Below are 13,520 nucleotides of genomic sequence, written 5' to 3' on the forward strand. Positions count from 1 at the left end.
ATGCGTAAATGAGCTATCGGATCATAGTCATGGTCTTGGGAAGTTTCTCTTTAAAAAGTGCCTTTAATTCTTTTTTGTACGCATCATCCATAGCCGTATTCATCAAAAGCACTTCTTTTAGCTTAGTCAAGCCAAAAATCTCTTCGGGAACAGCAGTAATCGGGCTTCCGGAGAAACTGATTTCTTTTAAGTTTTTGAGCTGACCTATTTCAGAAGGGATAGTGGTAAACTCATGATCCGTCAGGTATAGGATTTCCAGATTTACCAATTCTCCAATACTAGGCGGAACTTCCTCAAGCGACTCATGCATATAAGCATTGATCTTAAGTGTTTTTACTTTGGCAGGTTCTTTTAAGGCTTCTTCCAGGGAATTGCAGTCAACGCACTGTGCATACAAAGAAGAGCTAAATAAAAGGATGAGTGAGAAAATAAATGATTTCATGGTAATAGATTTTGATAGTAAATGAAAGATCCCAGAGGGGACCTGATTAAAAAATTCTTTATTAGGGAATCAAGTATAAGGTGGGCTGGTTTTCATGTCGTGTTTCTAAAAGTAAATATGGGGAAAATAGAGAAAATTGCAAAAAGGAATCTTTTCAAGTGGGTGGGCTTTGGATTCTGGTATTCCTGACTTAAGCTTTATGAAGGAAGATGGTAAATATTTTTTCATGTGTTTGAAAAACGGACGTTCAAAGTTTGATATACCAGGCCGCGACCATCCAATAGCTTTGACGAAAACCGGGAGTAGAAAATCTGTCAAGTCGATAATCGATTCCTATTTCAAGTTTATTAGTATCGGTGAAATTAATACCAAGTACGGGCAAGAGTCGTATTTCCATGCTTCCTACAGCAGCCTGCAATTTGGACAGGTATTCATTTCCAATTTTTAGGTAAAGCTCTCCACGATCTACTTGTTGTCCCCTAATGGGGAATTCTGCATTGATCCGGTACCTGAATCTAAAAGCAGGGCTAGCTCCCTCTACAAAGGTCTGATCAAAACCAAATCTATGACCGAGTCTGAACACAGGATACTTTTGAACAACTGAAAATTGCTGGATGATGCGATAAAACCACTCGTCATTTCTCCTCCTGATTTGCATGCCGCCTGCAAAGGAATTCCTGATGCCTGATTTATTTGACAAAAGGGCAGCAAAGTCTGTTAGGCTATAGGCGTATTGCCAGTCATTCTCTTCGCCAAAAATTCCCGATCGGAGAATTTGACGGGATTCCAGTTTGAGGTTTAGGTTAAACCCTTGGGAAAGGCCTTTATTGAGATTGAATTTAGGCAAAAGACCTAGCTGATACATATTTTGTGAATGAGCGGGGTAGGCCAACAGGAATATGAGCCATACACAAACGTATCTTTTCATCATCAAAAATCCATATTATCTGTATTCCGGGTTTTGATCTTCGCGATACGCTCTATTTTTAGTTGTTCATCAAATAGAATCTCATAAAGCGCATGGCTCTTTTCTTTTTTTCCCTTGACGATCAATTCATATTTTCGGGTTTTTCTTAAAACAATATTCTCATTGCGGATAAGATATAGCAAACTCTTTCTGCTGCCTGTCCATTGGACCTGAATTCGTTGAATGCGGTACTTCTTGAAAATCTTTTCTAACTCTTCTTCGAACGCTTTTCGAGTATTCGGATCTATTTTCTGGAGTTTTATGTCCACTTCAACATCCTGAATTTCTCCCCCTGTCCCGAACTCAATACTAAAAAGTATTCCCGCTTCACGAACCTTTGCTTCTACAGAATTACCTGCTTCACTTTCTTCTTTATACCATTTTATTTTGGAGGAAAATTTGCAGGAATCCACAAAACTTCTGGCCATCGGAGGCACTTCCGATAGGTTCAATTTATATTCTCGTTCATACTTGATTTGAGCATGAACGGGAATGCCCTCAAATAGAAATCCCCAAGCAAGGAGGATAAAAAGTTTTTGCCTCATTTTTTCTTTACCTGAGCATTGAACTCAAGGGCTTTTGAAATCCAGAAATCCATATCTTCATCTAAATCATAGCCTTCAGGATCAATAAAAACAAAGCCACGCATGACTGTGCCCGTGAAATCCATTTCCCGCACACCCTTTTCCTCTAAGGCAGCTGCATATGCTTCTTTGCCTATTCGGGCCATAAGTCGATCTTTTTGGGTTTTCTTATCAATATCTACGCCTACACACATCTTTCCATTAACCATAAATATGAGACCGCCCATCATTTTTTTTTCTTCTACTTCTATTTGACTACTCAGACCTTGTCTGACTCTGTCTGCTAAGTGTTCGCTATATGCCATAATCAGTTATGTTGATTCCTTATTTATCCTTATGACGAAGGTAGCTCAGTAAATGGGTACAATTCCAGACATTTACTAAAGATTTTCGAGCATAAAAAAACAGAGACCCAGGAAGGGGCCTCCGTTTTATCGTATACTTTCGCATTTACATTTTCCGAGTGGCAGTTACGGGAAATTCGTAACCTGCTACAGAAATATTGCCTTTGTAGGTGTCCCCTTCAAAGGTTCCTTTCATTTCAATATCATATCCCTGAACAGAGAAAGTAGCAGTAAGGACATTGTCTTCAATAACGAGGTCTTCCAGGTCAGTTTCCCCTGCATCACTTGCAATGGATCCACTCATTCCATCAGTCGTCTCCATAATGGTCATAGTACCACTCTGATCTCCATCAGGTATACCTGTAATCATGTACTCCCAGGTACCTGCGGGAGTATATTTTTTGGCCTTTGAGGCAGTAGCTTTTGTGCTTTTGCAGGAGGAAAATGCAACTGCAAAGAGTAGAATCAGAAATAGATTTAAATAGTAGTTTTTCATTTTGGTAGAGAATTAGCTTTTGTTTACTCTGCTTAAAATCAATGTGAGTACACTCAATATAAGGAGAATGAATAAATCCATCCTTATTCCGAGTAAATTTGAAGGGACAATTTTGAATTGAGAAGCCACGAATAAAAGGATGCCTATCATGGTGATTATAGGCAGGATTTTTAGAGAAGAAGCTTTTTTGTGGAAGATGCCGGCAAATATCATGGGAGCGAGTAAAGAAGTTCCCGCAAAACTTGTTCTGGCCAGTGCTACTAATTCATCACTTGTCAGCAAGGCAAAAATCAAGGCGATGATCGCAAAAGCCATAATTGACAAGCGGGCAATCTTAACCATATCCTCATCCTTCCCATTGAGAATCGACCTCATTTCTGCTCCTAAGGCAAAGATTTGGGAATCAGAGGTTGAAATTGCTGCTGCTAACAAACCTACCATCACTATCGCCCCAATAATATTTGCCTGGTCCTTGATAAACATCAGATTGAGGTATTCGGGGGTTGATGCATCGGGATAAAGCATGGCTCCATACATCCCCATAAAGGCTGTAGGAAGGATGACCAAAATGGCAAAAAAGCCTATACCTACTGCCATACGATGCAGGGATTTTACATCCTTCATGATTACTACCCGGGTAGAGATTTGGGGTTGGGTATAGGGCAATAATGCGATGGCAAACATCGATCCCAGCAGAAACTGAAAATCAAATAGACCTTTGGGGCCAGGAGTTGAAAGCAGAGCTTCATTTTTCTCGGCTACCTGTTCAAACATCTTACTCATACCTCCGAAATGTTCCAGACAATTATAGCCAACGATCCAAATAGCGATCAGGAGAAGGATTCCCTGCAAGACATCACTATACATGATAGCCTTTAATCCTCCAACCTCACTGTATATGATCATGATAACTACCATGATCACCGCCCAAGCCCACATTGGCAAGGCTTCGGGAAAAGCAGCATGAAAGAAAGTTGCTACTCCCCTGATCTGTATAGCCACATAGGGTACAAGGAAAATGAAAGCTCCTCCAAATGCGACTATTCCCGCCCATTTGGATTGATAGGCCTCCTTGAGAAAGCCGGCCATGCCGAGGTACTCCTTTTCTCTGGCTCGCTTTCTCAGTTCATATCCCAACCAAATGATCCCAAATACCATGACTGCATCCGAGATCATGAGAAATATCCAGGCCCCCACTCCGTGTTGCCTGAAAAAATCCGGCATACCCAATAAGGTAAAGGTGCTGAATAAGGTGGCTGCGAAGGTGAAGAATCCTAAAACAGCTCCTATGCTTGAACCTCCCATCAAGTATTGCTTGGAGCTTTTTTCCTGGCTGCGACTCCTGATGGCAAGGAAGGCTAGAATTCCGATATAAATGGCACCAATGATGCCTAGTGTTAGTAGCATGAGTTCAAGTTTTGAGGCTTAATTTTTATTGCTGGGATGCAAATGGGTACCCAACCAGGTCAATCCGACCAATACGAGAGATTGTAGAATGCCGGTCCATAAGGTATAAGGCATACCCATCCAGCTCGGTTCCCAAATTCCCTTTGGGGTGATTAGGGGAGTAAAAGTCAGTAGGGCTACAATGAGCGCAGCAGCGCAGCACAGCCTCCAGCCAAGTGTTTTATTCATGAGTAGTAGTATTTCTGTTCAAATGTGTTTTAGTGTTGTTGTGTTGTAGCTCTCTATCTTTAAATTACAGCAGAACTATAACACTTCCGAGCGACAAGCCCCTTTAATTCCTCAAAGCCTCCCCATCGCCAATCCTCCATCCACCATGATGACCTGGCCGGTAGAGTAGGGGAAGTTACCTTCAAGTAGAGAAGCCACTGCTTTTCCTACATCCTCGGGATAGCCCCATCTTCCCTGAACCGCAAGCCCTTCTTCGATGAGTAGTTTGTCGTATTTTTCTTTGACCGCAGCAGTCATATCAGTCTTTATAACGCCCGGTCGAAGCTCATAGACCTGAATGTTTTCGCTCGCCAATCGAGCAGCATAAAGCTGAGTCATCATAGCCATCCCGGCTTTTGAGATACAATATTGTCCTCGATTTACAGAAACCAGGGTAGCAGAAACAGAAGACATATTGATGATATATCGAGGGGCTTCTTTGCCCGCTTTGATCATTTCCTTTGCTGCCAGTTGGGACAAAAAGAAAGAGCCCTTAAGGTTGATGCTAATCACGCGATCAAAACTCTCCTCGCTCATGTCAAGCAAATCTTTTCTCTCTCTGGGAGCAACCCCGGCATTGTTGATTAGGGCATCGAGCTGGCCATAATGATCGAGGCATGTCTTGAGGATTTGAATGCGCCCTTCCTTTTCGCCTATATTTCCCTGACAATAGATCACCTCTACCTCCTGAGCTCTCAATTTTTCAAGGGTCTCTGTTACGGAAGCTTCCTCGCGCATTCCATTGATTGCAAGATGCCAGCCTGCTTCAGCCAAAGACATTGCTATGCCCAGACCAATTCCTCTGCTTCCTCCGGTTATGAGTGCTACCTTTTTCATGCGTTTAAATCTTCGAGATCTACCCAGGCTCTTTTTTCCCAACTTTCAATGCCTTTTTCAGCCAACTGAATGCCTTTTGCTCCTTCTAATAAATCATTGGGAAAATGGCCTCCCTGATGCACATATTTCAGGAAGAGTTCCCATTGAACTTTGAAGGCATTATCATAGGCTTCCTGCTGAGGTATTTTGCTCCAGTCTTCATAAAAATTTATGGGCTGGGGTACATCCGGATTCCAAACAGGTTTTGGAGTATTTCCATAGTGCTGGATGTAGCAATCGCGAAGACCTGCTACGGCTGATCCTTTGGTCCCATCAACCTGTAGGGTCAATAAATCATCTCTCCTTACCCGCACCGTCCAGGAAGAATTGAAATGAGCGATAATGCCTCCTTCCAGTTCGAAAGTTGCATAGGCTGCATCATCAGCAGTGGCTTTGTAGGTATTTCCGGATTCATCAATACGCTCATGAATATGAGTAGCTCCCATACAGGAAACCGATTTTACCTTGCCAAAGATGTTATCCAGAACATATCTCCAATGGCAGAGCATATCGACGATGATTCCTCCATCATCTTCTTTGCGATAATTCCAGGAAGGTCGATTAGCCGGAATGCTATCCCCTTCAAATACCCAGTAGCCAAATTCTCCTCTAATAGACATGATTCTTCCAAAGAAACCATTCTGAATAAGCCTTTGGATTTTCAATAAACCGGGCAACCATAACTTATCCTGAACAACTCCATGCTTTACTCCTTTCGCCTCCGCCAGTCGATACAACTCCAGACCTTCTTCCAGGCTCGCCCCTGAAGGTTTCTCGCAATAGATATGTTTCCCGGCTTCAATGGCCTTTTTCACCGCAGCAAATCTTCTCCCGGTGATCTGGGCATCAAAATAGATCTGGTAAGCATCTTCTTTCAAAACGGCATCCAGGTCTGTACTCCATGAATCCATACCTGAGAGTTCGCACAGATGTTTCAGCTTGTTCTCATTTCTGCCCACCAGAATGGCATAAGGCATGATGCATTCATTGGCATTCAGCTTTACGCCCCCTTGCTCACGGATCGCAACAATAGACCTGAGCAAATGTTGATTGGTTCCCATGCGGCCCGTAACCCCGTTCATGATGATCCCTAGTTCGTGTACTTTCATATTACTTAGCTAATATTCAGGAGTTGTTTTTATACGTGTGTATGATTTTTTTGAGATATTCTGTTTGATCCATAGCCCAGTATTTATGGCTGAACACTTCCACTTCATGGAAGCCTCTAAAGCCTGCTTCCTCTACCCAGCTTCTGATTTTTTGTAGAGGAATACAGCCATCTCCCATCAGCCCACGATCATTCAGCATATCTTCTGGTGGATATTTCCAGTCGCAAATGTGGTAGGCAAATAAATTGCCCATTCTACCTGCTCTCAATATTTCCGCTTTCAGATTTTCCTCCCACCAGAGATGATAGACATCTGCGACCACGCCCACATATTCATTATCCAGCCTTTCTGCTATATCATTTCCCTGTTTTAAAGTGTTGATTGCTGATCGGGTATCGGCATACATGGGATGGAGAGGTTCTATCCCGAGTTTAACCTTATGTTCCTGGGCGAAAGGCAGGAGATTTTCAATCCCGGATTCAATTTGTGCGCGGGATTCTTCCAGACTTTGCTGAGGTTCTGCCCCACAGACCAGGACCAGCAAGGGAGCTCCAATTTCTGCAGCTTCCTCTATCATTTGTTTATTATGGGAAAGGGCTGCTTCTCTTTTTTCTTTGCTGCTGGATGGAAAAAAACCACCCCTTACATAAGAAACAACTTCAATGTCATAACTGCTCAATAGAGCTCCTGCTTTCTGAGCTCCCATTTTTTCTATGGCATTTTGCCAAACACTGATTCCTTTTACGCCATGAGAAAGATATTGATCAAGGGCTTCTTCCAAAGACCAGCTTTTGGTTGTAATAGTATGAACACAGAGTTTTTGAAGATCAGGACTTTGCATGAAGGATTATTCTTGGATACAGCGGAAAAAAGTATAATAAGGTTCATCCTTGATGATCCTTTGAAGGTAGAGGGCTAATTCGCGCAAATGATAATCTCCCCACATGCAAGACTCTCCATGTGGAATCTTATGGCCGGTAGGAATATAATCCCACCCATTCGGATGGTGATAAATACTGTGAAGGAGCAAGCCATGATGTTCCGGGTCCATGCTCAAATAAGGCTCTGAAAACAGACTTTTACTCACCGTCAAACCTGCTTGCCAATATTTCTTTGCAGCTTCAGGATCTGAGTTTTGTAAAAATTTCCCCAGCCTCAAAAGGCCCTGAGCTCCTATAGCTGCAGCAGAGCTATCAATGGGTTCGTGTTCATTATAAGGATCGCTGGGACGATTTAAATAATCTCCCATTTTATGCAAATTTGGAGCGCCTGTATCCCAATATGGAATTCCATCAGTTGGAGTATTGTCGATGAAGAAATCGCAGCTAGCTTTTGCTGCTTTCAGATAGATAGCCTCAACACTCTTTCTGCCTCCAAATGCTTCTAGCTCTTCATCCGTTCGGCTTTGTAGGTATTCCAGTTGCTCTGGAAATCCTGCCATGGCCCAGGCAAGTCCCCGGGTCCAGGTACTGAAACCTGTATAACCTTGTTGGGAATTGGGGCAACGGAAGTTCCCATCATTAGTATTGAAAACACTTTCATGAGCTGCCCTTCCCCAAACGTCATAAGAATCTCTGCCTTCTCCGTAATAAATCGAATATTCGGCTGTAGCTATGGCATGCTGGATGGCACGACCCAAAAGATTTATTCGAGTATCATGTTCATCTGATATGGCAAATCCCAAAGAGTGACTGACTACCAAGGCCCGAACAGATCTGATGGTATCTACAAATAGGCTATGGGGGCCGTTAAAGGAATAGATAAATCCTTTATTCTCGCCGGTTTTGGTCCATCTTTTTGCCTGGACAGATCCGGAAATCTTTAGAGCTAATTCATAAAAATGTTGCTCCCAGTCATTTTGGGGTATTTTTCCTTCTTTCATCAAGCGAAGGAGATTTCCATAAGTGCTGACATTATTGAAGCCGTGATCATGTACTCCAAAGTGGCCAACATGGGGAGCCATTTTCTCTACAGTGGCATTCCTCCCATATGCTAAAAAAGATTGATCGCCCTGCGCATCAAATTGTAAGACGGCAGAACCATATTGAAAGCCCTGTGTCCACTCAGTCCAGCCTCTGGTACTGTATTTTCCTGCCATTGTAAATACAGGAGCACCTTTATCGGTGTCATACTCTTTTTCGATTCTGCGAATTTTTTCTCCGGAGATATCCCAACATTTCTCTATTTCAGATTGGAGGTCCTTCGCCTGGATAGTAGAATTGATCTTCATATAGTTAGACTTTCTTGCTTAGTAAGCTGTTAATTTACGGTATGGAATTGGCTAAATCTAATAGAAAAAACCGCATATAATTAAGCATTCAATCTACTCAGGGAGCCAAATGGCCATTCATGTAGAATTCCGCATTTTCCCTTACAATGATATCTATCGGAATATCAATATTAAGTTCGGTTTGATCTTGAGAAGTAAGAAATTTATATAAGCCCTTGACTGCTGCGTAGCCCTGATATTCTGGTTTTTGATTTATCAGGAATTGAATTTTCCCCGCATTCAGGTAAGCCAGATTTTGTTCGTTTAAGTCAAAGCCTACCAAATAGAGTTCAGGATCATCATAATTTGCCAGTAAGTCCAACAACCTGAATGAACGGGCATTCGTGACAAAAATGCCTTTAGGTTCTTGACGTTCAATAAGTTTAGGAATTACTTCTTGCAGGTCGACATGATCATCAAAGGGGAGATTGATGGTGTAAATTTCATCCTGACTATGCCTGGATTTTTTTTCGAAATAAGCTCGAAATCCCTGCTCCCTTTGCAGATTGTTTACCTGGATTCCTCTTTCATTCAATATATTGATGACGAAATAAAGTCCCTTTCCCTTTAACAAACCTTCTAACAATCTGCCTGCGACTTGGCCCGCTTTAAAAGAATCCTGGTTTATATAATTGGCCTTGAAATTTAACTCCTGCCTACTATCCAAAAAAACCACAGCTATCTCGAATTCTTCCAGTTTTTGTAAAAAGAGATCACTTTCACTTTTGAAAAATGGGACACTGATAATGGCATCATATTCCCTCTTCAAGATTTCATTGGACTGCTCCTCAAAACTGCTGGGGTCAAAGGAATTGAAATAATAATAACTGACGGAGATTCCCTGCTCCTTTAGCTCCTCAACGGCTTTATTTATGCCATACTGGGGAAGTTTCCAGTAGCTAAACTCATCTTTTATCTCAGGAATCAGGCAAGCGATTTGGATCTTACGGGTAGCTGCCAATTTAAGCCTGCTGGCCAAAATATTTTTCTTATAACCCGTCTTTTGAATGATTTTAAGAACCTTCTGTTTTGTTTTTTCTGATACCCCCGGTCTGTTATGAAGAACCCGATCAATAGTCCCTATAGATACACCAGCAAGTTTGGCGATCTCTTTGATTCCGGGGCTATTTTTATTTTTCAAATCGGGAAATTAAAATTTCTAAAAAAAAGTAAATTAAATAAAAATAATCTTTATCTTATTAATCGTTAACGTTAACGAAGAGCTTTTGGATGTTTTTACTCCCGGATATATGGAGGGTCAAAACATCAATTATTTTTGATACCGGACTGATTTTTAGCGGGATAGACTTCTACGGATAAGAAGCACATGAAAAGTCTGGAAAATGATCCTGGGGTATGAAATTTTGGATTCATACTTCAATGCAAGAGAACACAACGCACATTTCACTTGCTTTTGAATTTTACACGCTTACACGCAGCCAAACAAAAACTACTCAAAAGAAATCAAGCTATGGAAAGTACTACTACACTCCACTGGATTTCCTTACCTATTTTCTCGGACTGCCTCTACTAGGTCACGTCTGTCGTTTCGGACAGACATAGACTTCCAGGCAGCATAATTCCGGGAACTCCAAAACTAAATGATGCTTCGTCACGCCTATGTTTGGCTGACGAATGCACATGGCTTATGCTTTGGAAATTTTGCGTCCAATTATAAAGGACTCAGATATAATTCTCAATATCTAATTATTAACTACTATGAAGTACTTATTTAAGCCAAGATCCATATGGAAAAGCCTTATGATGCTTTGCACCTTGGCATTTTTCATGTGTACCGGATATACGGTCCATGCGCAATCCAGAACAGTCACAGGAACTGTAAGTGATGAAGCTGGAAACGGATTACAAGGGGCATCAGTAGCAGTACAGGGAACTACCGTTGGAACCTTAACTAATGCTGACGGAAATTTTAGCCTGGAAGTACCTGGCAATGATGCTGTATTGTTGATCTCTTATGTAGGCTACGCCCAACAACAGATTACAGTAGGTAGCACCAACAATTTCTCCATCTCTATGAAGGAAGATGTTACCCAACTTGACGAAGTTGTGGTAGTAGGTTACGGAACCCAAAAGAAAAGGGATGTAACAGGAGCTATTTCTACCATAGATGGGGAAAAGATTGGAAAAATCCCTGTAGCATCCAGTGTTCAATCCATGCAAGGGCAAGTAGCCGGTGTGGATATTCAGAGTGCTGGAGGACGTCCCGGACAGGCACCAACCATCAGGATAAGGGGACGTAGGTCTATTTCAGCTTCTAACGACCCATTATTTGTGATAGATGGTATTCCTCAAACCAGTGGTACTTTTGCCATAGTAGATATCAATCCTCAAGACATAGAATCAATGGAGGTATTGAAGGATGCCGCGGCAACTGCGATTTATGGGTCCAGAGGGGCAAATGGGGTAGTAATCATTACGACAAAAAGAGGCTATGTAGGAAAAACCACTGTCTCATATGATGGCTATGTGGGCATGACAGAAGCCATTACCAATATTGATATGATGAATGCGGATCAATGGTCAGCCATGAGAAGAGAAGCATTCAGAAATGGATTTGATGGTCAAATTCCTCCGGATAATGAAGTCTTTGATGTAATTCATGAGGAGGCTCGTGCAAATGGAGTTGATGTAGATTGGCAAGACCTGGTATTAGAAGATGGATGGCAAACAAACCATCAGATTGGAGTACGTGGTGGATCTGCAACTACCCAATTCAATCTATCCGTAGGTTATTTTAATGAAGATGGAATTATTGATGGAATGGATTACGAACGGGTAACTGGTCGTTTGAATCTGGATCATAAAATCAATGATATTTTCAAAGCAGGTGTTTCTTTTACCGTTTCTAGCTCTACTCAAAACTGGGGTTCAAGCGCAGTAATGGGAGAAGCTCTGGGTAATGTACCTTTAGCAATCGTTTATCAGGAAGATGGTGTAACTCCTCGTTTCCTGCCTACAAATGATGGTATTCGTACAAATCCATTGAATGAAATTCTTCCTAATGCTTATGTAGATGAAAGAAAAGCCACTCGTATCTTTTCTCCCGTTTACTTGCAAGTATCACCATTTGAAGGATTTACCTTTACTTCTACTTTTGGGCCGGACATCCGCTTCCGTCAGAGAGGAGAATTTAGAGGAAGCTTGACCAATGATAACAGAGGGGGTCCTGCTGATGCTGAGATTGAAAATAATATGGACGTAGGGTTTACTTTGGAAAACCTTGTCAACTATAAAAAAGATATAGGCAATAGTATCCTTGGTGTTACTTTCCTGCAAAGTATCCAGACCTTCCGGGCAGAAGATCATTATTCTTCAGTAGCTAACCTACCTTATGAGTCTCAGTTGTTCTACAATCTGGGAACTGGTGCTGTGAAAGGAAATATAGCATCTGATCTTACCGAATGGTCTCTGGCTTCTTTTATGGGCCGTGTAAATTATGACATTGCGGGTAAATACAATATCCAAGCTACTTTGAGGGCTGATGGTTCTTCCAGGCTTTCAGGAGACAAATGGCGTTACTTCCCCGGCCTTTCTGTAGGATGGCAAATCGGAGATGATCTCTTTAGTGGAGTTGATGCATTGAGCTCACTCAAACTGAGAGCTTCTTATGGAGAGGTAGGTAATACTTCCGTATCTCCTTATCAGACTGCAGGACGTTTGGCACGTACCGTTTATTCCTTCGGAGGATCAAATGCTTTTGGATTTGGACTTAATGAAATTCCGAATGCTGACCTGGACTGGGAGGTTTCTAAAACCATAGATGTAGGGCTTGACTATGACTTCATGAATGGTAGATTTAGAGGATCTTTGGATTGGTACAGAACCAATACAGAGGACATCCTCCTTGCACGTAACCTGCCACCAACTTCTGGATATAATAGCATTCTCCAGAATATCGGTTCTACCCGTTCTACAGGATTAGAATTTGCTTTGAGTGCGAATATTATTGAATCTCGCGACTTCAGCTGGTCGATTGACTGGAATATTTCTGGTTATAGAGAAGAAATTACGGAATTGGCCCTTACAGATGCAGATGGAAACCCAACGGATGATATCGGTAACAGATGGTTTATTGGTGAACCTATCAGAGTATGGTTCGACTATAATAATATAGGAATCTATGGTACCGCTGAAGCTGATTTAGCTGCTTCTGCCGAGCAAAAACTTCCCGGAGAAATTAAACTGGAAGACATTGATGGAGATGGAATTATTACTGCAAATGACCGTACGATCATAGGTACAGATGTACCTGACTTTTTAGGAGGTGTGACTACCAACTTTAGCTACAAAGGCTTTGATCTAAGTGCATTCTTCTTCTATCGTCAAGGTCAAACAATCTATTCAAATTTCCATGTGGGTAATAACTCTCTCTTTGCCCGTTATAACAACTTGAATGTTGATTATTGGACCGTTGACAACCAAAGTGGTACCTATCCAAGACCTAATCAGAACCAGGAAAGACCTAGAAATAATACCACTATGGGATATTTCGATGGTTCATACGTGAAACTGAGAAATGTTACACTGGGATACACCTTCCCATCAGCTGTAACAGAAAAACTTGCGATGAGTGGATTGAGAATCTATGTATCAGGTCAGAACCTATGGTTCATTACCAACTTCGATACCTTCGATCCAGAAGTTGATAACCCAACTACTAGTAGCAATCCTTCTTTGGGCTCAGGTACAACTCCGAGTTCTCGCTTGATCCTGGCCGGTCTTAAAATTGACTTTTAAT

General features: G+C 41.8%; 13 protein-coding genes. 1 reads left to right on the forward strand and 12 read right to left on the reverse strand.

The window, feature by feature from the left end; all coding sequences use genetic code 11:
• Positions 1–13: 13 nt before the first annotated feature.
• The 12 genes from R8P61_06405 to R8P61_06460 form a co-directional block, all read right to left on the reverse strand.
• On the reverse strand, positions 14–442 hold the full coding sequence (locus R8P61_06405) for a hypothetical protein (GenBank protein MDW3646671.1): 429 nt from the start codon (positions 440–442) through the stop codon (positions 14–16).
• A 247-nt stretch (positions 443–689) separates the two neighbouring features.
• Positions 690–1,373: a DUF2490 domain-containing protein gene (locus tag R8P61_06410; GenBank protein MDW3646672.1), complete on the reverse strand. Its 684-nt coding sequence runs from the start codon at positions 1,371–1,373 to the stop codon at positions 690–692.
• Positions 1,373–1,954 (reverse strand): hypothetical protein, encoded by a 582-nt coding sequence (locus R8P61_06415; GenBank protein MDW3646673.1) that lies wholly within the window; start codon positions 1,952–1,954, stop codon positions 1,373–1,375. Before R8P61_06415 ends, R8P61_06410 begins: the two co-directional genes overlap by 1 nt.
• Complete coding sequence (locus R8P61_06420; protein MDW3646674.1) at positions 1,951–2,298, reverse strand: TfoX/Sxy family protein; 348 nt, start codon at positions 2,296–2,298, stop codon at positions 1,951–1,953. The genes R8P61_06415 and R8P61_06420 overlap by 4 nt, the downstream gene beginning before the upstream one ends.
• 145 nt (positions 2,299–2,443) lie before the next feature.
• Complete coding sequence (locus R8P61_06425) at positions 2,444–2,833, reverse strand: hypothetical protein (GenBank protein MDW3646675.1); 390 nt, start codon at positions 2,831–2,833, stop codon at positions 2,444–2,446.
• Between the two features lie 12 nt (positions 2,834–2,845).
• Positions 2,846–4,240 (reverse strand): sodium:solute symporter family protein, encoded by a 1,395-nt coding sequence (locus R8P61_06430; GenBank protein MDW3646676.1) that lies wholly within the window; start codon positions 4,238–4,240, stop codon positions 2,846–2,848.
• Positions 4,241–4,258: 18 nt separating this feature from the next.
• A complete protein-coding gene (locus R8P61_06435) occupies positions 4,259–4,468 on the reverse strand; it encodes a hypothetical protein (protein ID MDW3646677.1) in 210 nt (69 codons plus the stop codon).
• A gap of 111 nt (positions 4,469–4,579) precedes the next feature.
• Positions 4,580–5,344, reverse strand: coding sequence for a 3-ketoacyl-ACP reductase (locus R8P61_06440; GenBank protein ID MDW3646678.1), 765 nt, complete (start codon positions 5,342–5,344; stop codon positions 4,580–4,582).
• Positions 5,341–6,492, reverse strand: coding sequence for a Gfo/Idh/MocA family oxidoreductase (locus R8P61_06445; protein ID MDW3646679.1), 1,152 nt, complete (start codon positions 6,490–6,492; stop codon positions 5,341–5,343). Before R8P61_06445 ends, R8P61_06440 begins: the two co-directional genes overlap by 4 nt.
• Before the next feature lie 16 nt (positions 6,493–6,508).
• Complete coding sequence (locus R8P61_06450; GenBank protein MDW3646680.1) at positions 6,509–7,333, reverse strand: sugar phosphate isomerase/epimerase family protein; 825 nt, start codon at positions 7,331–7,333, stop codon at positions 6,509–6,511.
• A gap of 6 nt (positions 7,334–7,339) precedes the next feature.
• Entirely contained in the window at positions 7,340–8,722 is a 1,383-nt protein-coding gene (locus R8P61_06455; GenBank protein ID MDW3646681.1) for a glycosyl hydrolase, read from the reverse strand.
• A 97-nt stretch (positions 8,723–8,819) separates the two neighbouring features.
• Positions 8,820–9,902, reverse strand: coding sequence for a LacI family DNA-binding transcriptional regulator (locus tag R8P61_06460; protein MDW3646682.1), 1,083 nt, complete (start codon positions 9,900–9,902; stop codon positions 8,820–8,822).
• A gap of 578 nt (positions 9,903–10,480) precedes the next feature.
• Here R8P61_06460 and R8P61_06465 point away from each other — a divergent pair.
• Positions 10,481–13,519: a TonB-dependent receptor gene (locus R8P61_06465; GenBank protein ID MDW3646683.1), complete on the forward strand. Its 3,039-nt coding sequence runs from the start codon at positions 10,481–10,483 to the stop codon at positions 13,517–13,519.
• Position 13,520 lies beyond the last annotated feature (1 nt).

The sequence above is a fragment of the Bacteroidia bacterium genome (assembly GCA_033391075.1).
GTDB lineage: Bacteria > Bacteroidota > Bacteroidia > J057 > J057 > JAWPMV01.

What these genes read in the sequence shown, in the direction of transcription:
- R8P61_06405 (MDW3646671.1), bottom strand. Translation starts at nt 442, where the DNA reads ATGAAATCATTTATTTTCTCACTCATCCTTTTATTTAGCTCTTCTTTG.
- R8P61_06410 (MDW3646672.1), bottom strand. Translation starts at nt 1,373, where the DNA reads ATGATGAAAAGATACGTTTGTGTATGGCTCATATTCCTGTTGGCCTAC.
- R8P61_06415 (MDW3646673.1), bottom strand. Translation starts at nt 1,954, where the DNA reads ATGAGGCAAAAACTTTTTATCCTCCTTGCTTGGGGATTTCTATTTGAG.
- R8P61_06420 (MDW3646674.1), bottom strand. Translation starts at nt 2,298, where the DNA reads ATGGCATATAGCGAACACTTAGCAGACAGAGTCAGACAAGGTCTGAGT.
- R8P61_06425 (MDW3646675.1), bottom strand. Translation starts at nt 2,833, where the DNA reads ATGAAAAACTACTATTTAAATCTATTTCTGATTCTACTCTTTGCAGTT.
- R8P61_06430 (MDW3646676.1), bottom strand. Translation starts at nt 4,240, where the DNA reads ATGCTACTAACACTAGGCATCATTGGTGCCATTTATATCGGAATTCTA.
- R8P61_06435 (MDW3646677.1), bottom strand. Translation starts at nt 4,468, where the DNA reads ATGAATAAAACACTTGGCTGGAGGCTGTGCTGCGCTGCTGCGCTCATT.
- R8P61_06440 (MDW3646678.1), bottom strand. Translation starts at nt 5,344, where the DNA reads ATGAAAAAGGTAGCACTCATAACCGGAGGAAGCAGAGGAATTGGTCTG.
- R8P61_06445 (MDW3646679.1), bottom strand. Translation starts at nt 6,492, where the DNA reads ATGAAAGTACACGAACTAGGGATCATCATGAACGGGGTTACGGGCCGC.
- R8P61_06450 (MDW3646680.1), bottom strand. Translation starts at nt 7,333, where the DNA reads ATGCAAAGTCCTGATCTTCAAAAACTCTGTGTTCATACTATTACAACC.
- R8P61_06455 (MDW3646681.1), bottom strand. Translation starts at nt 8,722, where the DNA reads ATGAAGATCAATTCTACTATCCAGGCGAAGGACCTCCAATCTGAAATA.
- R8P61_06465 (MDW3646683.1), top strand. Translation starts at nt 10,481, where the DNA reads ATGAAGTACTTATTTAAGCCAAGATCCATATGGAAAAGCCTTATGATG.